The organism is Metabacillus rhizosphaerae, from assembly GCF_037201795.1.
GTDB classification, from domain to species: Bacteria; Bacillota; Bacilli; order Bacillales; family Bacillaceae; genus Metabacillus; species Metabacillus rhizosphaerae.
This window is the reverse complement of the sequence record NZ_CP147403.1, coordinates 1,599,252-1,622,133: the sequence shown is the minus strand read 5'-3', so window position 1 is coordinate 1,622,133 and position 22,882 is coordinate 1,599,252. Positions and strand designations below refer to the sequence as shown.

General features: G+C 36.7%; 24 protein-coding genes and 2 riboswitches. Of the genes, 5 read left to right on the top strand and 19 right to left on the bottom strand.

Annotated features, from left to right (window positions below):
* Positions 1 to 6 precede the first annotated feature (6 nt).
* A riboswitch (SAM riboswitch) is annotated at positions 7 to 115 on the bottom strand.
* 368 nt (positions 116 to 483) lie between these two features.
* The 10 genes from WCV66_RS07740 to WCV66_RS07695 all read right to left on the bottom strand — a co-directional run bounded on the left by WCV66_RS07740 (position 484) and on the right by WCV66_RS07695 (position 10,283).
* Positions 484 to 1,797 (bottom strand): O-acetylhomoserine aminocarboxypropyltransferase/cysteine synthase family protein, encoded by a 1,314-nt coding sequence (locus WCV66_RS07740; protein WP_338788537.1) that lies wholly within the window; start codon positions 1,795 to 1,797, stop codon positions 484 to 486.
* Between the two features lie 141 nt (positions 1,798 to 1,938).
* Entirely contained in the window at positions 1,939 to 2,256 is a 318-nt protein-coding gene (locus WCV66_RS07735; protein ID WP_066329921.1) for an SCP2 sterol-binding domain-containing protein, read from the bottom strand.
* Between the two features lie 208 nt (positions 2,257 to 2,464).
* Positions 2,465 to 2,779 (bottom strand): thioredoxin family protein, encoded by a 315-nt coding sequence (locus WCV66_RS07730; RefSeq protein ID WP_066329920.1) that lies wholly within the window; start codon positions 2,777 to 2,779, stop codon positions 2,465 to 2,467.
* A gap of 22 nt (positions 2,780 to 2,801) precedes the next feature.
* Positions 2,802 to 3,149, bottom strand: a complete 348-nt coding sequence (locus tag WCV66_RS07725; protein ID WP_066329919.1) for a toprim domain-containing protein — start codon at positions 3,147 to 3,149, stop codon at positions 2,802 to 2,804.
* Between the two features lie 257 nt (positions 3,150 to 3,406).
* A complete protein-coding gene (locus tag WCV66_RS07720; protein ID WP_066329914.1) occupies positions 3,407 to 3,643 on the bottom strand; it encodes a YusG family protein in 237 nt (78 codons plus the stop codon).
* Between the two features lie 126 nt (positions 3,644 to 3,769).
* Positions 3,770 to 4,153, bottom strand: a complete 384-nt coding sequence (gcvH, locus tag WCV66_RS07715; protein WP_338788535.1) for a glycine cleavage system protein GcvH — start codon at positions 4,151 to 4,153, stop codon at positions 3,770 to 3,772.
* A gap of 139 nt (positions 4,154 to 4,292) precedes the next feature.
* Positions 4,293 to 4,652, bottom strand: a complete 360-nt coding sequence (locus WCV66_RS07710) for an arsenate reductase family protein (RefSeq protein WP_338788534.1) — start codon at positions 4,650 to 4,652, stop codon at positions 4,293 to 4,295.
* Between the two features lie 180 nt (positions 4,653 to 4,832).
* Positions 4,833 to 6,617 carry an acyl-CoA dehydrogenase family protein gene (locus WCV66_RS07705; protein ID WP_338788533.1) on the bottom strand — a complete coding sequence of 595 codons (1,785 nt, stop codon included), beginning with the start codon at positions 6,615 to 6,617 and terminating at the stop codon, positions 4,833 to 4,835.
* A gap of 63 nt (positions 6,618 to 6,680) precedes the next feature.
* Positions 6,681 to 7,856 carry an acetyl-CoA C-acetyltransferase gene (locus WCV66_RS07700; protein WP_338788532.1) on the bottom strand — a complete coding sequence of 392 codons (1,176 nt, stop codon included), beginning with the start codon at positions 7,854 to 7,856 and terminating at the stop codon, positions 6,681 to 6,683.
* 42 nt (positions 7,857 to 7,898) lie between these two features.
* Positions 7,899 to 10,283, bottom strand: coding sequence for a 3-hydroxyacyl-CoA dehydrogenase/enoyl-CoA hydratase family protein (locus tag WCV66_RS07695; protein ID WP_338788531.1), 2,385 nt, complete (start codon positions 10,281 to 10,283; stop codon positions 7,899 to 7,901).
* Positions 10,284 to 10,467: 184 nt separating this feature from the next.
* Here WCV66_RS07695 and WCV66_RS07690 point away from each other — a divergent pair, with 184 nt between their 5' ends.
* Positions 10,468 to 10,623: a YuzL family protein gene (locus WCV66_RS07690; RefSeq protein ID WP_207975513.1), complete on the top strand. Its 156-nt coding sequence runs from the start codon at positions 10,468 to 10,470 to the stop codon at positions 10,621 to 10,623.
* A 75-nt stretch (positions 10,624 to 10,698) separates the two neighbouring features.
* Here the strand turns inward: WCV66_RS07690 and WCV66_RS07685 are convergent, their stop codons facing one another.
* Positions 10,699 to 11,616 carry a proline dehydrogenase gene (locus WCV66_RS07685; protein WP_338788529.1) on the bottom strand — a complete coding sequence of 306 codons (918 nt, stop codon included), beginning with the start codon at positions 11,614 to 11,616 and terminating at the stop codon, positions 10,699 to 10,701.
* Positions 11,617 to 11,846: 230 nt separating this feature from the next.
* Between WCV66_RS07685 and WCV66_RS07680 the strand changes: the two genes are divergently transcribed.
* Positions 11,847 to 12,125 (top strand): hypothetical protein, encoded by a 279-nt coding sequence (locus WCV66_RS07680; protein WP_066329893.1) that lies wholly within the window; start codon positions 11,847 to 11,849, stop codon positions 12,123 to 12,125.
* A gap of 11 nt (positions 12,126 to 12,136) precedes the next feature.
* Entirely contained in the window at positions 12,137 to 12,484 is a 348-nt protein-coding gene (locus WCV66_RS07675; protein ID WP_066329888.1) for a spore coat protein, read from the top strand.
* Positions 12,485 to 12,735: 251 nt separating this feature from the next.
* Here the strand turns inward: WCV66_RS07675 and WCV66_RS07670 are convergent, their stop codons facing one another.
* From WCV66_RS07670 to WCV66_RS07650, 5 genes are read right to left on the bottom strand one after another with little or no spacing between them, the layout of a single operon-like run.
* Positions 12,736 to 12,990, bottom strand: coding sequence for a YusU family protein (locus tag WCV66_RS07670; RefSeq protein WP_338788528.1), 255 nt, complete (start codon positions 12,988 to 12,990; stop codon positions 12,736 to 12,738).
* Positions 12,991 to 13,010: 20 nt separating this feature from the next.
* Positions 13,011 to 13,757 carry an IucA/IucC family C-terminal-domain containing protein gene (locus WCV66_RS07665; RefSeq protein ID WP_066329884.1) on the bottom strand — a complete coding sequence of 249 codons (747 nt, stop codon included), beginning with the start codon at positions 13,755 to 13,757 and terminating at the stop codon, positions 13,011 to 13,013.
* Positions 13,750 to 14,568, bottom strand: a complete 819-nt coding sequence (locus WCV66_RS07660; protein WP_066329882.1) for an ABC transporter ATP-binding protein — start codon at positions 14,566 to 14,568, stop codon at positions 13,750 to 13,752. Before WCV66_RS07660 ends, WCV66_RS07665 begins: the two co-directional genes overlap by 8 nt.
* 43 nt (positions 14,569 to 14,611) lie before the next feature.
* The gene (locus tag WCV66_RS07655; RefSeq protein WP_066329879.1) at positions 14,612 to 15,667 is read right to left on the bottom strand and encodes a FecCD family ABC transporter permease; all 1,056 of its coding nucleotides are present in this window, start codon (positions 15,665 to 15,667) and stop codon (positions 14,612 to 14,614) included.
* Positions 15,664 to 16,668, bottom strand: coding sequence for an iron ABC transporter permease (locus tag WCV66_RS07650; protein WP_338788525.1), 1,005 nt, complete (start codon positions 16,666 to 16,668; stop codon positions 15,664 to 15,666). The genes WCV66_RS07655 and WCV66_RS07650 overlap by 4 nt, the downstream gene beginning before the upstream one ends.
* Before the next feature lie 156 nt (positions 16,669 to 16,824).
* Here WCV66_RS07650 and WCV66_RS07645 point away from each other — a divergent pair, with 156 nt between their 5' ends.
* Positions 16,825 to 17,829, top strand: coding sequence for an iron-siderophore ABC transporter substrate-binding protein (locus WCV66_RS07645; protein WP_338788524.1), 1,005 nt, complete (start codon positions 16,825 to 16,827; stop codon positions 17,827 to 17,829).
* A 128-nt stretch (positions 17,830 to 17,957) separates the two neighbouring features.
* Complete coding sequence (locus WCV66_RS07640) at positions 17,958 to 18,683, top strand: ZIP family metal transporter (RefSeq protein WP_066329984.1); 726 nt, start codon at positions 17,958 to 17,960, stop codon at positions 18,681 to 18,683.
* A 43-nt stretch (positions 18,684 to 18,726) separates the two neighbouring features.
* Here the strand turns inward: WCV66_RS07640 and WCV66_RS07635 are convergent, their stop codons facing one another.
* The 3 genes from WCV66_RS07635 to WCV66_RS07625 all read right to left on the bottom strand — a co-directional run bounded on the left by WCV66_RS07635 (position 18,727) and on the right by WCV66_RS07625 (position 22,853).
* Positions 18,727 to 20,049 (bottom strand): TrkH family potassium uptake protein, encoded by a 1,323-nt coding sequence (locus WCV66_RS07635; RefSeq protein WP_185653740.1) that lies wholly within the window; start codon positions 20,047 to 20,049, stop codon positions 18,727 to 18,729.
* Positions 20,050 to 20,052: 3 nt separating this feature from the next.
* Positions 20,053 to 20,709, bottom strand: coding sequence for a TrkA family potassium uptake protein (locus WCV66_RS07630; protein WP_338788523.1), 657 nt, complete (start codon positions 20,707 to 20,709; stop codon positions 20,053 to 20,055).
* Between the two features lie 236 nt (positions 20,710 to 20,945).
* A riboswitch (cyclic di-AMP (ydaO/yuaA leader) is annotated at positions 20,946 to 21,104 on the bottom strand.
* Between the two features lie 516 nt (positions 21,105 to 21,620).
* Entirely contained in the window at positions 21,621 to 22,853 is a 1,233-nt protein-coding gene (locus tag WCV66_RS07625; protein ID WP_338788522.1) for a dicarboxylate/amino acid:cation symporter, read from the bottom strand.
* Between the last annotated feature and the right edge of the window lie 29 nt (positions 22,854 to 22,882).

Genomic DNA, 22,882 nt, shown 5'->3' with positions numbered 1-22,882 from the left:
TCCTTTCTCTCATCTCTCAAAGCTAAACAGCTTTGTGTGAATTGGCACCACTTCAACAATTGTTGATGGTTGCCGGGCTTCATAGGGCACTTCCCTCCACCTCTCTTGATAAGAGAACTACGTATATAATTAAAGTTAAATTAAATTTTAGTGAGCTTAAGTACGTTTGTGATTGTATCATGCAATTAAAAATCATGTCAAACAAATTCTCTTTTTTCTAAAAATTGCATTTTATTTTAGTGATAAACTATTATAGGATAACTCCAAGAACAAAAGCCCAAGCGCCTTGATCAGCCCCGACAAGCATAAGATGATTTAGAATAGAAGGCGTTTTTTGCCTTCAATTCTAAATTAGCTTATGACCTCGAGGGGCTAGGCGCTGGAGCTGGATGTCGTGCGCTTATCCACAGTTCAACGAATTTTATAATTTCCAACTAAAAAAGGGATGACTTTGCATGAAAGTCATCCCTTTATATTCAATATTTAAATATGGACACTTTCGGTTCCCTTAACGCCAGTTGCTTTGTAAATAGCTTGATCAAGATCATCGATGATATCTTGAATATGCTCTATTCCAACCGATAAGCGAATTAAGTCCTCCGTTACACCCGATCTTTTTAAGTCCTCTGTACTTAACTGTTGATGGGTTGTACTAGCAGGATGGATGATCAAACTTTTTGCATCCCCTACGTTCGCAACGTGTGACCACAGTTCTACATTATTAATAACAGCAGCTCCTGCCTCTCGTCCACCCTTTATTCCGAAAACGATAACGGATCCAGCACCATTAGGTAAATATTTTGCTGCTAAATCTTTTGCAGGATGATCCGAAAGTTCAGGATATAGAACCCATTCAACAGAAGGGTGCTGCTCTAAATACTTAACCATCTTTCTAGCATTAGCAACATGCTCTTTCATTCGAACATGAAGAGTTTCTAAACCTAGTGTGAATTGGAATGCATTATATGGGCTAATTGCGGGACCTAAGTCTCTTAGCAATTGAACTCTAGCTTTAATAATGAATGCCTGCTCGCCTAATGCTTCTGCATATACTAGATCATGATAACTCGGATCAGGGGTCGTAAAACCAGGGAATTTAGGGTTATTCCAATCAAACTTCCCACCATCAATGATTACTCCTCCTAGAGTTGTCCCATTTCCTAATAACCACTTTGTTGCTGAGTGGATAACGATATCTGCACCATGTTCAATCGGCCGGCAAAGATAAGGTGTAGCAAATGTATTATCTACAATTAACGGAATCCCAGCTTCATGCGCTATATTCGCGACAGCTTCAATATCAAGTACATCTAAACTTGGATTTCCAATGGTTTCAGCGAATATAGCTTTTGTTTTAGGTGAAATAGCAGAACGGAAGTTTTCAGGATTTTTGGGATCAACAAACACTGTATCTATTCCATATTTCGGTAAAGTATTTGCAAAAAGATTGTAAGTTCCCCCGTATAATGTTGAAGCAGATACAATTTCATCACCTGCTCCAGCAATATTTAAAACCGAAAGTGTAATCGCCGCCATTCCACTAGATACCGCTAAGCTACCTATGCCACCTTCAAGCTGTGCAATTCTTTCTTCAAAAACAGTTGAAGTTGGATTGTGAATTCGGGTATAAATATATCCTGGTTCTTTTAAACCAAAGAGGTTAGCTGCGTGCTCAGTATTCTCAAATAAGTAAGCATTTGATTGATAAATAGGCACAGACCTGGCACCTGTCATTGAATCTTTCTTTAGCCCTCCGTGAATTGTGACCGTTTCTGGCCGGTAATTTTTCTCTTGCATCTTAACTCCTCCTATTACAAGATGTATTTTTCAAAAAATACTTCACTGTTGGTTTTGAATTCTAAGATGCAAATTTCTATACCTATTAGTCTACCTATATAGTAAACGATTTCAAACTTCAGATTCAAGGATTTCCCCTTATCAACTTAACTTTATGATTGCCTCGAATTTTAAAAAATTACGATAAGACCCTTTGATCGTAATTTTCCCAAAAGCAATTAATTGCTTTAAGCTTACAGTGTTTAATAATACTTGTTCGAGGTCATAGCCTTCTCCTTCCATGACAAAGTCAATTTTCGAAGGTTGAGTATGTAACGTTTTAGCCCCTTTTGATGATAGTTCAATAAAATGACTAATCTCTTGCTGAGGTTTTATTTCTACTATTAGAGTTTGATTCAAAAGTATTGGAGTTAAAAACCGAGCTTTATTAAAATTAGAAATAAACGTTGTCATATACATAAAAAAAACCTCCGATATCAATCAAGCTATTTAATAACTTCATTGAATCCCGGAAGAATCCTTTATTAATAAGTCGACAGTTTCTGCTTATTTATTCATTATTTGTGGGATTATTAATATTTCCCAAGAAATATGTCATATTAGCAAGACTTACCTGAATTTTTATACTACCTATCTTATTTGTTTTATGAATCATAGGTCATGCTTCCTATCCATTAATAGTGGAATATTGCTTTATTTTTTCAAGTAAGTATCCAACTGAATGAAACGCATAAATCTTTTCCTTTTCTTGGCCATTTTCATAAATGAGTAAGCAAGGTACACTTTCGATTCCAAGCTCTTTAGCCTCGTTAGGAAAGTAATTTAAGTTAACAGAATAGATGTGAATAGCGGGAACTAATTCATCTACGACAGATAACATTCGTTTAGCTACTTGACATGTTCCACACATCGGAGTGTATAAATAGAAAACCATTAGACCATCTCTTTGTATTGTAAGCTGTTTCTCTTCCCATTCAATCATATTTAAATAATGTTACACCTTTCTAAAGAAATTTCGCATCCACATCAATATTTGCACTTAGTAAAACAGAAGCAACATGGTGATCTGGTGCAGTCGCTACTTCACGATAGGCTCTGTCGATATAAATATGCGATGCCTCTGGAAATTCCCTCTTGAATTGTTTACGAAGTCGATCCCCTGCATCATCAGAGTCCACCAAAATATAGACATCTTTTAAAAATAATTCATCAATTAATTCATCAAGCTTTGTTACACTTATCGTTCCATTTGTGCAGATAATTTCGATTGATTCGTTTAACACATTTAGAACTTTCTTTTTATCTGATTTTCCTTCGACAATTAACACTTTTTCAACCTCAACTAACGACATAAACATCACCTGTTTTTATAGTAAAAGTCTTTTCTATAAACTATTCGATTTGTCGAGGTTGTTTCCTTTTTATTAAAAGTTTTTTCTTAAGTTTTATTTAAGGTATTAAAAAACACTTTAAATAAACACGAATTACCGAAAAAACGATTTGAAAGAAACGACCACATAACTAAAGCGCAAGTGCCTGTGAAGTGTTTAAAACATCAACCATTTGGAAAACAATGTGCGAAAAAGAGCAGTGGAGCAATCCACTGCTTCTAGCACCAGCCATTTTCGTCATCACAGTCAACGTATTTTTGATCTGATCCTGTTATAACATCTGCAAATTGATAAAACCGACTATTATTGAATTCATAGCCAGTTTTTAAATCATAGTTATTTTCTGATACCATCTGGCCAATCATTTCTTTTTCAAGATAGAGATTTAATTGCCCATCAGTAAATTTACCTACAACTCGATCTGTTATATCTAAACGTTGCTTTTCAAAAGACATATGGACACCCTCCTTTACCTATTTGTAGGATGTCCTTAATATATGACTTCATTCAGTGGGATTTTTTTCATTCCACTGATATGGTAGTGCATAAAACGCCACGTACTGTCCTTCGTCGGATGTTAATTAATCTTCATTTGTCATTTCTTCATATTGTTCAGCTGTCATTAAATTCTCTACGTCAGCCACATTAGCAGGTTCTACAACAATCATCCAAGCCTTTTCATATGGAGATTCATTTACATATTCAGGGCTTTCATCAAGATCTTCATTAATTTCAACTACTTTACCGCTGATTGGGGCATATAGCTCAGATACAGTTTTCACTGACTCAACGCTACCGAATGGCTCGTCCGCTTTAACCTCGTCGCCTACCTCTGGTAATTCTACAAAAACGATATCGCCAAGCTCAGATTGTGCGAAATCTGTAATACCAATACGAACCTTTTCTCCTTCTACTTTTACCCATTCATGTTCTTCAGAATAACGAAGTTCTTTTGGTGTGTTCATTTTCATTACCTCCAGCATTCATTTCAATTTTTAGTTGTCATATACAAGGGATGACCTAGATTCTAATTACTTGATTACAATTATTGAGTTAGTCAATATTGTTTTACCAGTTTATAGCAGAGTATGCAAGAAGTATCTTTTAATTTTTCCAATTTTCTGCATACTGTTCTTCCTTAAACCCAACTGTGACACCCTTTTCTCCAACTGCAATTGGTCGTTTAATTAACATACCATCTGAAGATAATAATTCAATCATCTCTTCCTCAGACATTGTAGCTAATTTATCCTTAAGCCCAAGCTCGCGATATTTTTGTCCGCTCGTGTTAAAGAACTTTTTAAGCTCCAAACCACTTTTCTTATAAAAAGATGAAAGTTCCTCCTTAGATGGTGGATTCTCAACTATATGTATTTCATTAAAGTCAACATTGTGTTCTTCTAACCATTTTTTCGCCTTACGACATGTACCACATTTAGGATACCAATAAAAATCTAAAGACATACCATATCACCACCCAAACTACATTTTCATTTAACTTTATCTTATCATATCCACTCATACAAACCTAATTAGAAATATTCTAATTTCATACATTTTATAAATAACTCAGACACTCTGTCATTTCGTAAAAATTGAAAGAAGACAATCCAAAGTAACGATTGTCTTCTTTACCTCTTCGTTTTATGCTAAATACGCATTTTTATCGATTATTGCAGCTGCAATTTCTCTTTTCTTTCCAATCACATTAATTGGGGTATGACGGGTAAACTTACGTAATGCCGAAATCATCATTCTTAATGAATCCCCTGATTCAACTGCGATCAATGATTCTTTAGCATGTGCTTCGATTTCATTGAAAGCTTCCTGGCAGTAAACTTGAGTATAGAGAAGCTTTTGTTTATTTTTCTCTTCTCCTGTTTTCGCAATTGCTTTTTCTGTGCGTAAAATTGCCGATTCCATCGCATACACATTGCTTACAATATCAGCAATATTGACAAGGATCTCTTGCTCTTTTTGAAGTTCCTTTCCATACTTTTGTGCCGCTAATCCAGCAATAAGCACACCGATTTTCTTAGCATTTTTCAGCAGATATTTTTCTTGCTCAAGAGTGCCCTCACCAACCTCCTCAGGCATCAGCATCATTAGCTCTTCTTGTAAGCTTTGAGCTTTCTGGAATAGAGGGAGCTCACCTTTCATTGCTTTTCGTAGATAAGTTCCAGGGACTAATAGACGATTAATCTCGTTCGTACCTTCAAAGATTCGATTTATACGCGAATCTCGGTACACACGCTCAACCTCGTATTCTGCCATAAATCCATATCCACCATGAATTTGAACTCCTTCATCCACTACATAATCGAGTGTCTCGGAGCCAAATACTTTATTTAATGAGCATTCAATTGCATATTCTGCAATTGATGCAGCTACCTCTTTACCATCTTTTATCTGTTCATCGGTTAAACGGCTCATCCGATCCTCGAATAATCCAACAGTTCGATATACTGAGCTTTCCATTGCATAGGTTTTAGCTGCCATATTAGCAAGCTTTTCCCCGATAAGTGAGAACCGAGAGATTGTTGTTTTAAACTGTTGTCTCTGGTTTGCATATTGAACAGAAACGTCTATTACCCGCTTTGCACCACCAATTGTTCCTACAGCTAATTTATAGCGACCAATGTTTAATATATTAAAAGCAATCACATGCCCTTTACCAAGTTCACCTAATAAGTTTTCTTTAGGTACCATCGCATCTTCTAAAATTAATGTTCTTGTCGAAGATCCCTTTATCCCCATTTTCTTTTCTTCAGGACCAGTTGAAACACCTGGATATTCCTTTTCAACAATAAATGCAGAGAAGTGCTCTCCATCGATTTTTGCATAGACAATAAAGACGTCAGCAAATCCTGAGTTGGTGATCCATTGCTTTTCCCCATTTAACACATAATGTGTACCTTCAGCATTTAACTTTGCGGTTGTTCTTGCACCAAGTGCATCTGAACCTGAGTTTGGTTCAGTAAGTGCATATGCAGCTAGCTTTTCCCCAGTAGCTAGATCCGGTAAATATTTTTGCTTCTGTTCTTCATTGCCGAACAGAACGATTGGCAGTGAGCCAATTCCTACATGGGCACCAAAGGATAATGAAAAGCTTCCTCCTCTTGAGATCTTTTCGGTTATTAACGCAGAACTAATCTTATCAAGTCCTAATCCACCATATTCTTCAGGAACATCTGCACCTAATAGCCCAAGTTCACCAGCTTGTTTTAGGAGCTTCACTGACTTTTCGAACTGATGATTTTCGATATCTTCAAGATGAGGCAATACTTCATTTACAACAAAATCCTCTGTCGTCTTTGCAATCATTTTATGCTCATCTGTGAAATCCTCAGGTGTGAATATTCGATCATATGAAACATCTTCAATTAAAAAGCTACCACCTTTAAGACTAGAGTTAGTTGTATTTGACATAAAAAATTCCCCCATTGTCTAAGTATTGTTAAAGTGCACTAAATTTAGTTCCCTATAAATCTATTATATTAACTCAAATACACCTGCTGCTCCCATACCTCCACCTATACACATTGTGACAACACCGAATTGTTCATTGCGACGTTTCATTTCATGAATGAGTGATAGCGTTAGTTTAGTACCTGTACAACCAAGTGGATGTCCTAGCGCAATTGCCCCCCCATTGACGTTAACTTTATCTTCATCCAGACCAAGCTTCCGAATTACTTGTATGGATTGAGAAGCAAACGCTTCATTTAATTCAAATAATCCGATATCTGAAAGCTCTAATCCTGCATATTTTAATGCTAATGGTACAGCAGCAACTGGACCAATTCCCATCACTTCAGGTGGCACTCCTGCGACAGCAAATGAACGAAACTTTGCCATTGGTGTATACCCTAGTGAGCCCGCTTTTTCTCGATCCATTAACATGACCGCCGCTGCACCATCACTAGTTTGTGAAGAGTTACCAGCTGTAACAGAACCCTTTGTAGAGAAAGCTGGTCGTAGCGTTGCTAAAACCTCAGCTGTCGTATTAGAGCGTACTCCCTCATCTTGTCTGAACTGTACAACCCGCTCTCTAAGTTTATGATTAGAATCAACTGTTCTAATGGGAACATCAACCGTCACAATTTCTTCAGCAAATTTCCCTTCACTAATTGCGGTTGCTGCTCTTTGATGGCTTCTTACTGCAAAGGCATCTTGATCTTCTCTGGAAATACTAAATTTTTGAGCGACTTGCTCAGCTGTATGCCCCATTCCCATATAATATTCTGGTGCATCCTCAGCTAGTCTAGCATTAGGTCTAACAACATGCCCCATCATCGGAACAAGACTCATTGATTCCGCACCACCTGCTATAGCAGTTTCAGAATGACCCAGCATTATTTTTTCTGCGCCATATGCGATACTTTGTAAGCCAGATGAACAATAACGGTTAATCGTCACTGCTGGTACTGTATATGAAAGACCAGCCAATGCCCCAATATTCCTTGCCATATTAAGCCCCTGCTCTGCTTCAGGCATAGCACAGCCAATAATTAAATCATCGATATTCCCCTGGTAATCCCCTGCCCGTTTTAATGTTTCCTTTACAACTAACGCACCAAGATCATCAGGGCGCATATTCGCTAATGTTCCTTTTTTTGCTCTCCCTACTGGTGTTCTAGCACCTGCCACAATGACTGCTTCACGCATACCTTTAAACCTCCCTTTGTCACACTATTCGTTATATTTCTCTTAATTTCTAAGCGGCTTCCCTTTTACGAGCATATGTTGCATACGTTGTTGAGATTTGCCCTCGGCAACTAAACTTAAAAATGCTTCCTTTTCCAAATCGAGCAGATACTGTTCATCTACTTCAGTACCGAATGGAACTCTTCCACCAGCAATAACAAAAGCAAGTTTTTTGGCAATTTTTAAATCATGATCAGAAATGAAGCCTGAAAGGTACATAGATTGTGCACCAAGTAGTAATGTTGCATAGCCAGTTTCACCAACAACAGGTATTTTCTTTCTAGTAGGAGGTTGGTAGCCATTATCATGCAGTTCAATGACGCGCTGTTTTGCATCGTATAATAGGTGATCACCATTAATACTAATCTTGTCACCGTCATTTAAAAATTGATTTTCCCTCGCTTCTGCAGCTGATGTTGAAACCTTTGCCATTGCAACTGTCTCAAAGACTCTATTTGCAACTGCTTGTAAATCAAAATCTACACCTTTAGGCATATTGTTTAATTGCTTAATATAGAGCTCTTTATTTCCTCCCCCACCTGGGATTAATCCTACCCCAACTTCAACTAATCCCATATATGTTTCAGAGGATGCTTGAATACGGCTAGCAGGTAAACAAATTTCGGCACCTCCACCTAGTGCCATTCCAAATGGTGCAGCTACAACAGGCTTATTACTATATTTAATCCTCATCATCGCTTGTTGGAACTTGCGGATAACCATATCGATTTCAAAAAGGTTATCGTCTTGAGCTTCCATTAATATCATGCCAAGATTTGCTCCCACGCAGAAGTTTTTGCCTTGGTTTCCAATAACAAGTCCTTTATAATTTTTTTCTACTTCATCGATAGCAAAATTAATCATTTGGATGATATCTAGACCGATTGCATTACTTTTTGAGTGAAATTCAAGCAATGCCACATTATCCCCTAGATCAATCAAACTTGCACCACTGTTTTTCTTTATGACGCCATTGACTTCTTTGTGTGTTTTTAAATCAATTACTTTTGCATTTATTCTAACTTGGCGATATTCTCCATTAAAATAGAAGAGTAGTACACCATTTTCTTTTCGATAGAATGTCTCAAAGCCCTTCTCAACCATCTCTTTTACCCAAGCAGGAACGGTAAATCCTTTTGTTTCCATTACTTCTATGGCTTGCTTAACACCAATTGCGTCCCAAAGCTCAAACGGACCAACTTCCCAACCAAATCCCCATTTCATAGCGCGGTCGATCGCGACAATATTATCGGCAATATCTCCAAGCAGCTCTGCAGAATAGATGAGCGTCGGAATGGTGATATTTTGTAAAAGAAGCCCTGCCCGATCCTTAGAATATATAAGCGCTTTCAATTTATCATTTAATCCCTTAGCCTGTTTAGCAAGCTCAATTGATGGACACGTTATTTTCTTTTTCTCTTCATACTCAAACGTTTCAGGATTTAATTCAAGAATTGTTTTGCCTTCTTTTTTATAAAACCCCTGACCACTTTTACTTCCTAACCAACCATTATCCAGCATTGTTTGCATGAATGCCGGAACCCCAAATACCTCTTTTTCCTTGCCATCTACTTGGTCATAGACGTTTCTAGCCACATGTGCAAACGTGTCTAAACCAACGACATCAAGTGTTCGAAAGGTTGCACTTTTCGGTCTGCCAATAAGAGGTCCTGTTACAGAATCAACTTCACCTACACTGTATCCCCCTTTAAGCATTTGTTGGACAGTTACCAGTAATCCATACGTACCAATGCGATTAGCTATAAAGTTAGGTGTATCCTTTGCTTCAACAACACCTTTACCTAAAACATCCTCTCCAAATGTTTTCATAAACGTTAATACCTTTTCATCGGTATCCTTTGTTGGTATCACTTCTAATAGCTTTAAATAACGAGGTGGATTGAAAAAATGTGTTCCAAGGAAATGCCTTCTAAAATCCTCTGAACGACCTTTTGCCATTGCTTCAACAGATATTCCTGATGTATTTGAACTAATAATACTACCTTGTTTTCTATGTTTATCAACTTCAGCAAAAACCTTTTGTTTTACTGCTAAATTCTCAACAACTACCTCAATTACCCAATCTACTTCAGAAAGGCGAGGTAGGTCATCTGCAAGGTTGCCTGCTTCTATAAGATCAATATTTCCCTTTACTGTTAATGGAGCTGGCTTTTGTTTTAGCAGCTTTTTTATAGATGTTGCTGCATTACGGTTTCGAACTGACTTATCTTCTAAGGTTAACCCCTTCTTAACTTCATCCTCATTCAATTCACGTGGCACAATATCCAATAGTAAGACAGGGATGCCGATATTAGCTAAATGTGCTGCAATTCCTGAGCCCATTACCCCTGAACCTAATACTGCAGCTTTCTTAATACGTTGGCTCATGCTTTTTCCCCCTTTTTGAATGAATACTCATTCATTTTTCTCCCAAAAAAAATGACCCTTGCGAATTAGTTCCTTTATTTTAATATAAAAGATTTTGAAAATTTCTTCAATACATTTATGATATTTTTTCCTAAATAATCAAATTCCACTTTGGGAAAGCTAATTTCTTAGGAGGTGATAGTTCATGGCACGTTTAAAAAAGGATCCTTCAAAAGCTGGTGTTAGTGCTGCAAGTGTTAAGGGCAACGCTGGTCCTACAAATGAAAAAGCAGGTGGCGGAAAACGCACAAGCCAAAACCAGCAATATAAGCAACATAATATGGGAAATGATAACTTGTAATTTTTCAATGGTCTAACCCCTCCGCTTTTTTAGTTTCGGATACACTATTGGAGGGGTCTGGCCCTGCTTAGCATTTTACTTTTTAATTATTCCCTTCAACACAAAAGCTACGTTTGCAGGCCTTTCAGCAAGCCTCCTCATAAAATACCCATACCAATCAGTCCCATACGGAACATATACACGCATTCGGTACCCTTCTTTTACGAGTTCTAGCTGCTTTTCAGGACGAATGCCATAGAGCATCTGAAATTCAAATTGTGATTTAGGTATTTTGTGCACTTTCACAAGTTTTTTTGTATAATCTATTATCGCATTATCGTGCGTTGCTACGGCAGTAAAATTCCCATTCAATAAATGCATCTTAATGATTTGTTTAAAATTTTCATCTACTGCTTTTTTTTCCGGAAATGCAACCCTTGAAGATTCTTTATACGCCCCCTTTACAAGTCTCAAATTTGCACGATACTCGGCTAACTCCTCAATATCCATAACTGTACGGTATAGATATGCTTGAAGAACCGTACCAACATTGTTAAATTCTTTTCTTAGCTCTTTATAAATTTCAAGAGTTCTTTCACACCTTGAATAATCCTCCATATCAATTGTGACAAATACTTTATTTTGCTTAGCAACAGACAGTATTCGTCTCATATTTTGTAAAACAACTTCATCCGATATGTCTAATCCCATAGATGTTAATTTTAATGATAGCTGTGATTGTAGATTTTCTTTACCTATTGCTTCAATTGCTTTCATTGTGTTGTTAGCCATTTCATTTGCTTCTTGTTCATCTTGAATAAACTCACCTAGATAGTCCAGTGTTACATCAAGACCTTTTTTATTTAATTCTTCAATTACCTTAGTTGCCATTTCAATTGTATTTCCCGCAACAAATCTTGCTGCACCAAACCTTAAACCATACCTTTTCGCTAATTTTGTCATCATCTTGTTTCTGGATAAAAACATGAAAGAGTTTCGAAGTAGTTTTTCCATATAAACCCCTCCTATAGCGTTTTCATGCCCAGCTGATATATAGAAGGCCTTTGGTTGTTAAGCCAAAGACCTTGTATAAAGCGCAATCATAAAATCTCTCTTACTAAAGACTGTATTCTTCCTATATTATCTATATGTCCTCTAAAAAAATCTGTTAAAACAGAAGGTGTATAGATCCGTTATTTCGTGGAACGATAATGATGATAATATGTGAGGAGGGTTACAAAACTATGCAACAACAACAGAACATGCAACAGCAACAGCAACAAACAATGATGCAGCAGCCACCAAGCATTGTAACAACAAAAGATCAGCTTTACTTAACAGATATGCTCTCTTGGAACCTTTTAGCAATGAAAAAGGCTCATTTTTTTGCGTCCCAATGTCAAAATCAAGAAATAAAAAATCAACTAGATCAAGTCGGTCAAATGCATCATCAGCATTATCAAAAAATATTAACTCACTTACAAAATCAACAACAACCTTCAGCTGGATCACAACTTCAATAGGAGTGATGGAAATGAATATCAATCAACAACAAAAAATAACCAACCCTGAAACACAAATACAAAAAGGACCACAAATGAATGATCGTGATTTTGTTAATGATCTTTTATCTACAGAAAAATACATGACTGCTTCCTACTCATCTGCTTTGAACGAAGCAAGTCACCAAGCACTTTACCAAGATATACTAACCATCTTCAACGAAACACAGCAATCACAACGAGACCTATACAATCTTATGTTTAGAAATGGATGGTACGCACTTGAAGCCGCTGACACACAAAAGCTTCAGCAATCACATCAACAATTTTCAAACTATATCGTGCAACAATCACCTTATAGTAGTGGAATGTCTCAGTAATTACAAAAGCGTAAGCGCCTTGATCAGCGACGTATGAACTGGAGCACTCCGTATGAGATAAAGCGAGACTTATCGGACCTTTACGGGCAGTTATATTATTTACTGCCCGTTAATGTGCGGCAAAGGAAACACGAAGAGCACGAGCGTTCGATGTTGACTTAGCGTATAAGGAGTGTGAAGTTTACTAGGCGCTGGAGCTGGATGTTAAAGCGCAAAAACAACTCAGCTTCAATAACAGGAAGCTGAGTTGTTTATTTTTGGTTTGCTTTTTCACGATGTTTTTCATTAAGAGCTTTAATTTCGTTGATGATTGTTCTCATTTCATTTTTGGCATCAGGATATGTCACATTCCAATGCTTCGCTAATGGTGGCATTGACTTTGCTATATGTGTGTATAATGCCCACATTTTTACCTTCTCTGTCAATTCATCAGATACTTCCCCAATTAATAGTTCTGTATACTTTTCCAATAAACCATCAAACTGTTTAGTAAGTTCTTTATCCATTTAATGTCCTCCTTACTGATTCATAGTCTTTTACATTTAATAGGACATGTAGTACAACGATCATCATTCTTTGACGTTAAATAAAATAAACAGCAAGTTTTTCGCATACGGACGTCATTTTGTTTTGGAAGATCATATTGGGAAAATGGGTTTAGTGCTTTTGTTCCAAACAGCTGTGGTGGTGCATCATGTATAACATAATAAAAATCCTCTTGAATCTTTACTAATTGTTCTTGTGAAAAACTGTCATCTTGTAGTAACGTTTCATACATCCAAAAAATATATACCGCAATATTTTCCCATAGAATTGTTTTAGCAACTTTTGCTTGCTTTGAAATAGAGGTAATAACTTTTACGATATTTTCTAAAAAGAGGGATTGTACGACACTTGTTCTCCACTCAGTTCTATCTATTTCTGGAGTCGTTACCTCTAAGTGATCAAAATAAAAGCTTGGCAACCATAATGGATCAGATTCATCTGTTTGGAGGGAAACATTTTGAATTGAGCCATTAATTCCTTTATCAAATGCACTCATTGAATACAACACTAATGCAGCTATAAAAGCATATCTTTTTACAAGCATCGAGCCAATTACATTAGATTTGTCCGTATTAAGTTTCCCCTGAAGTTCTTCCTTAAAAATCTTATTAAGTCGTTCCTCACTAAGCAAATCAACACCCTTAATTGTTAGGCTTGGTACAACTGTTTCTGTATTTAAGCGATACTTCTTTAGAGCATTGATTTCGATTTCAGTAAGTCTAGCCATTAACAATGCCAACTTCTTTAACGATGCATCTACCTCTTCCATGTGGGATGCATAATGGTGTTCCAAATAACGGATCAACTGTCACTTCACAATTCATTTGAAAAACATTTTGAACTAAACTACAATTTATTACTTCCTCAGGTTTGCCTTGAGCAAATATTTTTTGATCTTTAAGGGCAACAAGATTATGAGCATAGCGACAGGCTAAGTTCAAATCATGTAGTACCATAACAATGGTTCGATTTTCTCGTTCATTTAATTCAAATAAAAGATCCAATATTTCAATTTGATGTGTCATATCAAGATATGTTGTTGGTTCATCCAGCAAGATAATATCTGTTTTTTGTGCTAAAGTCATGGCGATCCATGCACGTTGCCTTTGACCACCAGAAAGTGAGTCAACAGGTCTTTCAGCAAAATCCTGCATACCTGTCGCTTCTAGGGCACTAGTAACAGCAGCCTCATCTTCTTTTGTCCATTGTTTTAACCAACTTTGATATGGATATCTCCCCTGCTTAACAAGCTGAAGAACCGTCAAACCTTCAGGAGCAACAGGACCTTGTGGTAAAATCGCAAGCTGTTTTGCCACTTCTTTTGTAGGTAATTTAGCAATTGCGTTCCCTTCGAGTAAAACAGAGCCTTCTTTTGGCTTTAGCAGTCTTGCAATTGAGCGAAGCAATGTTGATTTCCCACAGCCATTACTTCCTATAAAAACGGTAATTTCACCTTTTGGAATTTTCACATCTAACTCATTTATAATAATTGTGTCACCATAAGAAAGTGTGAGCGCATTTGTTTCAATAGAATGCATACTAAATCGCTCCTTTTCAATAGTAAAAAATATAAGTTTTTAATTAGGAATTCCTCGTTTTAAATAATAGATATATAAAATATGGTGCCCCGATAGCTGCGGTAAAAACACCGGCAGGAACTTCTAACGGAGAAAACAATGTTCTGCCAATTAAATCTGCTACCATAACTAGAAGAGCTCCTATTAAAGCTGAAACAGGTAGTAATGAGCCGAAAGAAGATCCAACTAACCTTCTGGCAATATGTGGTGCCATTAGTCCAACAAAACCAATTGCACCTGCAAACGCTACAGCACATCCTGTTAGTGCTGTACTTAAAATTAACAAGAAAAGCTTATTTTTTTGAACTGCACTTCCAACACCAGTTGCAAGTTCATCTCCGAGCTCTTGTATATTAACATTTCTTACTGAGATCATACTGATGATCAATAATATAAGCACAACTGGTAGCATAATTCGTACCTGTTCCCAGTTAGCTGCATATACTGTTCCAGTAATCCAAACATTTGCTTGTGCTGCTTGGTAAATCGGTCCTTTAATCATAAATAAGGTTGTTAATGATTGAGTAAGCATTGATAAACCAATACCTATTAAAACTAGCCTTATAGAAGATGAGCCATTTTTCCACGAAAGAAGATACACTAGCAACCCTAAAATTGTAGCACCTAAAAATGCTGCCACAGGGATCCATTCAATACTCACTGTTAAGGCATTGTTCTTATTACTAAACAGCATAAAGAATACAACAACAGCTACCGAACCCCCACCTGTAATACCAATAATATCAGGCGATGCTAACGGGTTCCGAATCAGCCCTTGAAGGATTGCTCCTGCCACCGCTAAACAGATCCCAACTAACAAAGCAATAATAATCCTTGGTAATCGAAATGAGAAAATAAATAAATTATCCATTTCAGTGCCGAAGCCAAATAATGTTTTAACTACATTCAATGGACTGATAATGACTTCACCGACTCCAGTACTAATGATAAAAATTGCAAGAACAACTGCACTTAATACTGCTGATGTCACGACTGTTTTTTTATCTATTAAAAACGAAAATTTATCTGAGGCAATACGTAGTTTGAAGTACTTTTTCATTTTTGACCGAACCCCCTACGTGCAATATAGACAAAAAAGGGAGTTCCAATTAAGGCTGTCATTACTCCTACTGGCACCTCTTCAGGCATGACGATAAATCTTGCTAATATATCAGCAAATACTAAAAGAGCCCCGCCAAGCACAGCACAATAAGGAATAATCCAACGATAATCATTCCCTACTAAAAACCTTGCAAAATGCGGTATAACAATCCCAATAAATGCAATGGGACCAGCTATTGCAACAGAGCCTCCACCAAGCACAATAACGATTAGAGCAGCTGTAAGTTTAACAAACCCAGTTCGTTGACCTAATCCTTTTGCCACATCTTCTCCCATTGTTAACACATTTATTTTCTGCGACAAGATCATACTTAAGATAATTGCAGGTGCTACATAAGGTAAAACTGAAAGCAAGCTTTCCATTTTCCGTCCTTGAACAGAGCCAGCTAACCAAAAAAGGACTTGATCTAAAGCTGATTCATTCACAACAAGCAACCCTTGTGTTAAAGAGGAAAATAAAGCTGCCATTGCAGCTCCTGCTAATGTCAACTTCATTGGAGTTAATCCTTCTCTTCCAAATGAGCCGATGAAATAGACGACAAACGCAGTTGTAGCTGCGCCAGCAAATGCAATCCATGTATAAGCCTGTAAAGAATCCACATAAAATAAGGAAACAGCCACTACTATAAAGAAACCTGCTCCTGCATTAATTCCAAATACACTTGGTGAGGCTAACGGATTTTTTGTTAATGCTTGCATGATTGCACCAGCAATAGCTAAACTTGCACCAACGACTGCTCCTATTAGAGCCCTCGGCAACCTAACATTATGAATAATAATATGTTCATTAGAACCGTCAAAGCTAGTAAATGCATCATACGCTATTTTCAAGTTTGTATTTGCATAACCAAAGATAAGACTTCCACACATTAATAATAGAAGTATTGCAAACCCTAGTAATAGGACGGTTATTTTTAATTTAGTTGATTTTGATAACATAATGTACTCCCTATAACTTCTTATATCTACTTTCATTTTATCAAAATTAAATGAATTTGAAAATCATTTTCAATTAATCGTTGACATTTTAGTTGATAACTCTTATCATTTCCTTAGTAAATGAAAATGATTATCAAAACAATTAGGAGGTTAACAATGCAATCTACATACAAAAAATCATCGCTATCATTATTCTTACTTGGCTTAACTATGTTACTACTAGCAGCTTGTGGGAATAACACAGAAGAAAATACTGAAACAGAAGGTACTACAGGCAGTAACGATGCTCCAGCAGAAGAAACATATACAATTGAACACGCAATGGGAAATACTGAAATTACTGGGACACCACAAAAGGTTGTTATCTTAACAAATGAAGGTACAGAAGCACTTCTTTCAATGGGGGTAACACCAGTTGGTGCTGTACAATCGTGGTTAGGTGAACCATGGTATGACCACATTTCAAGCGATATGAAAGACGTAGAAGTTGTTGGAACAGAAAGTGAAGTAAACATAGAAGCGATCGCTGCTCTTAAACCAGATCTTATTATCGGTAACAAAATGCGTCAGGAAAAAATTTATGACAAATTAAGCGCCATTGCCCCTACTGTTTTTTCAGAAACATTAAGAGGCGACTGGCAAGAAAACTTCAAATTATATGCAAAAGCACTAAATCATGAAGAAGAAGGTCAAAAGGTTATTGATGATTTCGAAGCACGTATTACCGAGCTTAAAGAAACAGCTGGTGATAAATTAAACCAGGAAGTATCTGTTGTTCGCTTTATGGCAGGTTTAACAAGAGTCTATTATACCGATACATTTTCTGGCGTCATATTTGACAAGCTTGGATTAAAACATTCTAGTTCTGTTCAAGAGTTATTTGCTGATAATCCTGATGACTTGTTTGTTCGTGAAGTGGGGAAAGAAGTTATTCCACAAATGGATGCTGATATTCTGTTCTACTTTACTTATGCACCACCTGGAGATACTGAAGCTACTAAAACAGAAGAAGAATGGACGAATGATCCACTTTGGAAAAACTTAGATGTAGTAAAAGCTGAAAAAGCCTATAAGGTAGATGACGCGATTTGGAACACTGCAGGTGGCGTAATTGCAGCAAATAAGCTGCTTGATGATCTTGAAAAAATTATAAATGAATAAGATGTAAAATGCGGCTGACATTTGTCAGTCGTTTTTTTTGCATTTTCCGCTGATTAAATTTACCGCAGAATCGTTTTTTCTAAATTAAATGGGGAAAATAATCTAAAAAAGGACAGGAGATGAGAATGTTGCTTCAAGCTGCACTTTGGGGAGCGTTTGCTGGGTCTTCCATTTTAATAGGAGCTCTACTGGGAATTTTTAAAGATCTCTCCAAGAGGATAACTGGACTTATTATGTCTTTTGGAACTGGTGTCTTAATCGGTGCAGCTTCCTTTGAGCTACTTACTGAATCAGTAAATGAAGGTGGCTTACTAGTTACATCAATTGGTTTTCTTTCTGGGGCATGTATTTTCACATTCTCAGAACTATTGATTACAAAAAGAGGCGGACATGAAAGAAAACGCACAAACAAGAAAACCAGTAATCACTCTGGTCTCTCTATTTTTATCGGTACAATTATAGATGCGATTCCAGAGTCAGTGATTATTGGAGTTAGTTTGCTCGAACAAGGGACTGTGAGTTATTTAATGGTGATTGCTGTTTTCATAAGTAACTTTCCAGAGGGATTATCTAGCACAGTTGGACTAAAAAGGGACGGATATAGTAAGAAAACACTTGTTTTGATGTGGATGGTTGTCGTAATACTAGCCTCATTAAGCTCTTTACTTGGTTATTCACTTCTTCGGGACGCTTCAACGACTATTCTCTCATTTATATCTGCATTTGCAGCTGGAGGAATTATGTCAATGGTAGCTTCAACAATGATGCCAGAAGCATTTGAAGAGGGCGGAGCTATTGTTGGGTTGATTGCTTCACTTGGTTTGTTATGTTCATTATTTTTATCACATATATAAGGGCATCAAATCTGATGATGCCCCATTTCTATTTTGACCGCTATCACCCAGTCAAAATATCTTCTTGTGGATAACGAATTTTCTCTTTCGAAGGTTTTGCTAAAGAGAACATTAACGTTAAAGGCCCGAGCTTTCCTACAAACATAATGAAAATAATAATTTGTTTTCCTATAGTTGTTAATTCTGCTGTAATTCCAGTTGAAAGACCAACAGTTCCAAATGCTGAGACAACTTCAAACATTAAATCAATAAACGGTGCCTTTTCAGTTAAATTCATCATCACAGTTGCAATAATAACAAAGACGATACTAACCATTGTAATGGCTAGAGCTTTTAAAATATAACCTGAATTAATCGTCCTCCTTGAAATGACAATCTCACTTTTCCCTCTTAAAAATGAAATGGTCGCTAAACCAATTACTAGAGCAGTTGTAAGTTTTATTCCTCCACCTGTTGATCCACTACCTGCACCAATAAACATTAAAATAATCATAATAAATATCGTTGTTTCATCTAAACTTCCGATATCAATTGTATTAAAACCCGCAGTTCGTGGTGATACAGCTTGAAAATAGGAAGCCCAAAGTTTCTTACCTATTGAAAGTTCTCCTAGTGTATTGGGATTACTATACTCTACACAGAATATAAATAGCATCGCAATTACATTGATAACCAATGTTCCTACTACCATCAATTTTGTGTGAAGTGAAAACTTTCTAAAAGAACGTTTATGCCAAATATCTACTAATACAGTAAAGCCAATTCCGCCAATAATAAAAAGCGTTGAAATGACAATATTGATTAACGGATCTCCTACAAACTGGGAGAGATTATCTGGCCATAAAGCCAATCCTGCGTTGTTAAAAGCAGATATTGAGTGAAAGAAGCTATAAAATAAGCCTTTCGAAAAACCAAATTGTGGGATCCACCGAAATGCGAGGAAAACCATCGCAATCATTTCAATTGTAAAAGAAAAGATAAATAAATATTTAACGAGCTTTATTACCCCGCCTACAGATGTTTGATTTAAAGCATGCTGCATTAACAATCTTTCTTTTATTCCAATTTTTTTCCCTAGCATAATAAAAATCAAAACTGCAAAAGACATAATCCCTAATCCACCAATTTGAATAAGCAACGCTATGATAAATTGACCGAGAGTAGTAAAGGTTGAACTTGGATCCACAGTAGCAAGGCCAGTAACCGTCATTGCCGAAGTCGCTATAAACAAAGCATCTACCCACTTAATTGATTGATGTGTAGAGAAAGGCAATTTCAGCAAAATTGTTCCAACCATGATCGAGACAATAAACACCAGCACTAAAAGTTGCGATGGATTAAGCTTAATGACCTTTTTCATATTCATCTTTTACATTCCATCTTCTTCAAAATGAATGATTTCTTTGTTTTTCCCAATAATCAACAAGACATCTCCTAAGCCAATTTTTTCATCTGCACTAGGAGATACACAGATTTCTTCGCCACGCTGAATGCCTACAATATTACAGCCAAACTTTGAGCGTATATCTAAATCTGACAGTGTTTTGTTATATAATTTCTTTGTTGCGACAACCTCAACCATGCTATATTCTCTTGAAAGCTCAATATAATCAATCATTTTTTCTGAAATAATGTGATGCGCAATTCTCTTTGCCATATCTCGTTCAGGGTGAATGACACGGTTAACTCCAATCTTATCTAACACCTTTTGGTGATAATCATTTTGAGCCTTTGCCCATACTTGAGGGATTCCTAATTCTTTGAGTAATAAAGATGTTAAGATACTTGCTTCAATATCATCACCAAATGATACAAATGCATGGTCAACATTTCTAACTCCTAGCTGCTTTAAGGCATTTTCATCAATAGCATTAGCTTTAACAGCATGTGTCGCATATGGTGCATACTGCTGAATCTTTTCTTCACTTTTATCGATGGCAAGTACTTCAATCCCAAGCTCATGGAACTCTTTCACTAAGCTACCTCCAAAACGACCTAAACCAAATACAGCGAACTGCTTTTTCACACAAAATTCCTTCTTTCACTTTCAAATTAATAAGAAAAGCGTAAGCGCCTTTATCAGACTAAGGCAGGCATAAGACGCTCAGGAATAGAAGACGTTCTTTGTCTTCAATTCCTGGTTGGCTTATGACCCCGAGGTCTAGGCGCTGGAGCTAGACATCAAAACTAAGTACACCATAGAATTCAAGACCAAAAAAAGACACAGAGGCATAATGAACCCCTGTGACCTATATCACACGTTCACTCCCTCTCTAACGCTTACGAAGTTAGCTGTCGGATTCGGGCAAAAGAGTAGCCCTACAAACGAAACATTACGTTTGATTCACCCCTAGTCGAAGAAAGATCGACTCAAACATTGGTTCCTCCGCTCCTATAATTAGGATTAAGCGATTTTGAATGGTATATTCCTGTTTTTAAAATTAAATAAAGATCAATCCTTAATAGTATGATCTTAAATATTTCATGAATGTATATTACTCCTCTAGTGTTTTACAGTAAAGGATCGAAATTAACTTAAAAATCTCAAATAAACCTAAAAACACACGATTAAGCGCTTACATAATTAGTTTGCTTATCCGCTCTTTATTTTTCAAAATTGATATTTGATCTTAAATAAAGGCTGACTCGCCAAACTTTGTTGCTTTTAAAATAGTATTGGGTTGGTTGATTGGCACTCCAGGACGCTCGCTTTCCGTGGGGCGGGCGATGAGCCTCCTCAGCGCGAAGCGCCTGCGGGGTCTCATCTGTCCCGCTACTCCCACAGGAGTCTCGCATATCCGTTCCAATCAACCTAATCAGTTTTGTCAAAAACAACAATCTTTTAGAAAAGAGCCTAAATAAATTTGAATTCCCCTTTTAATGCTACATAAAGAAAAAATGTTAACCAGAACTCTGGCTAACATTTTTTGGTCAAGATTATAGATTTGCTTCTTTCGTATTCATGTGCTTTTTCTCTGTTTCAGATACATATAATGCACATGCTGCATCACCTGTAATATTAATTGCTGTACGAGCCATATCTAATAAGCGGTCAATTCCCAAAATTAAGCCAATACCTGCAACCGGTAAGTTAACAGAATTTAAAACCATTGCAAGTAAGATTAAGCCAACTCCTGGTACTCCAGCAGTTCCGATACTTGCCAATACCGCTGTTAACACAACAGTAACAAGTTCTATCGGAGTTAAAGACACGCCATAAACTTGAGCAATAAAAATCGTTGCAACACCTTGCATAATCGCTGTTCCGTCCATATTAATCGTTGCACCTAAAGGTTGAACAAAGCTACTAATTGACTCTGGTACTTTTAACTCCTTTTGAGCTGTTTCCATTGAAACAGGTAATGTTGCATTACTACTTGACGTACTAAAAGCAACACTCATTGCTGGTGAAAACTTTTTAAAAAACGTTAATGGATTATATTTAGCTAGGAAGAAAACGGCTGAACCGTAAGTTACGACCGCGTGAATAACAAGAGCCAAAACAACAACGATCATGTATAACCCCATTGCTTTAATAGCTGAGTATCCTTGACTACCTACTGCTGTAGCGATTAATCCAAATGTACCGTAAGGAGCAAACTTCATCACCAAATTAACTAAGTACATCATTAAGTCATTTCCTTGCTCAACTACAGTAAGTAATGTGCTTGCCTTTTTTCCAAGCATCGTAATCCCAAATCCAATAAAGATAGAAAACGCAATAATTTGGAGCATATTCCCTTCAGCAAAGGCTTTAATCGGATTTGTTGGGATAATATTAAGCAAGGTTTCAGCAGTAGATGGTGCCTCTCCCGCTTCGAATTCTGCCCCCGATGTATCAAAGGTTCCAATATTACCTGGTTGAATAACACTTGCAAGTGTTAGACCAATAACGATCGCTATTGCAGTAGTCACTAAAAAGAAAGTGATTGTTTTAAATCCAATCCTGCCCAGCTTTTTAGGATCACCTAAGCCCGCAACCCCAAGTGTAATTGAAAAAAAGACAATAGGAACAACAAGCATATTAATTAAATTCAAAAATATTTTTCCTAATGGTGTAAATAAAAATGTATTAAGCGTCTTAAATAAATCAGGTGAAACAAGGTTTAAAATTAATCCAACAATTGCCCCTAATATTAAACCAATAATAATTTTTGTTGCTAGCTTCAAGCTAACCACCCCTGTTCTATAATTTATAA

Bases quoted from the DNA above. Each gene is read 5' to 3' on its own strand.
- WCV66_RS07740 (WP_338788537.1), bottom strand. From the start codon at position 1,797: ATGCAAGAGAAAAATTACCGGCCAGAAACGGTCACAATTCACGGAGGG.
- WCV66_RS07735 (WP_066329921.1), bottom strand. From the start codon at position 2,256: ATGTATATGACAACGTTTATTTCTAATTTTAATAAAGCTCGGTTTTTA.
- WCV66_RS07730 (WP_066329920.1), bottom strand. From the start codon at position 2,779: ATGATTGAATGGGAAGAGAAACAGCTTACAATACAAAGAGATGGTCTA.
- WCV66_RS07725 (WP_066329919.1), bottom strand. From the start codon at position 3,149: ATGTCGTTAGTTGAGGTTGAAAAAGTGTTAATTGTCGAAGGAAAATCA.
- WCV66_RS07720 (WP_066329914.1), bottom strand. From the start codon at position 3,643: ATGTCTTTTGAAAAGCAACGTTTAGATATAACAGATCGAGTTGTAGGT.
- gcvH (WP_338788535.1), bottom strand. From the start codon at position 4,153: ATGAACACACCAAAAGAACTTCGTTATTCTGAAGAACATGAATGGGTA.
- WCV66_RS07710 (WP_338788534.1), bottom strand. From the start codon at position 4,652: ATGTCTTTAGATTTTTATTGGTATCCTAAATGTGGTACATGTCGTAAG.
- WCV66_RS07705 (WP_338788533.1), bottom strand. From the start codon at position 6,617: ATGTCAAATACAACTAACTCTAGTCTTAAAGGTGGTAGCTTTTTAATT.
- WCV66_RS07700 (WP_338788532.1), bottom strand. From the start codon at position 7,856: ATGCGTGAAGCAGTCATTGTGGCAGGTGCTAGAACACCAGTAGGGAGA.
- WCV66_RS07695 (WP_338788531.1), bottom strand. From the start codon at position 10,283: ATGAGCCAACGTATTAAGAAAGCTGCAGTATTAGGTTCAGGGGTAATG.
- WCV66_RS07690 (WP_207975513.1), top strand. From the start codon at position 10,468: ATGGCACGTTTAAAAAAGGATCCTTCAAAAGCTGGTGTTAGTGCTGCA.
- WCV66_RS07685 (WP_338788529.1), bottom strand. From the start codon at position 11,616: ATGGAAAAACTACTTCGAAACTCTTTCATGTTTTTATCCAGAAACAAG.
- WCV66_RS07680 (WP_066329893.1), top strand. From the start codon at position 11,847: ATGCAACAACAACAGAACATGCAACAGCAACAGCAACAAACAATGATG.
- WCV66_RS07675 (WP_066329888.1), top strand. From the start codon at position 12,137: ATGAATATCAATCAACAACAAAAAATAACCAACCCTGAAACACAAATA.
- WCV66_RS07670 (WP_338788528.1), bottom strand. From the start codon at position 12,990: ATGGATAAAGAACTTACTAAACAGTTTGATGGTTTATTGGAAAAGTAT.
- WCV66_RS07665 (WP_066329884.1), bottom strand. From the start codon at position 13,757: ATGGCTAGACTTACTGAAATCGAAATCAATGCTCTAAAGAAGTATCGC.
- WCV66_RS07660 (WP_066329882.1), bottom strand. From the start codon at position 14,568: ATGCATTCTATTGAAACAAATGCGCTCACACTTTCTTATGGTGACACA.
- WCV66_RS07655 (WP_066329879.1), bottom strand. From the start codon at position 15,667: ATGAAAAAGTACTTCAAACTACGTATTGCCTCAGATAAATTTTCGTTT.
- WCV66_RS07650 (WP_338788525.1), bottom strand. From the start codon at position 16,668: ATGTTATCAAAATCAACTAAATTAAAAATAACCGTCCTATTACTAGGG.
- WCV66_RS07645 (WP_338788524.1), top strand. From the start codon at position 16,825: ATGCAATCTACATACAAAAAATCATCGCTATCATTATTCTTACTTGGC.
- WCV66_RS07635 (WP_185653740.1), bottom strand. From the start codon at position 20,049: ATGAATATGAAAAAGGTCATTAAGCTTAATCCATCGCAACTTTTAGTG.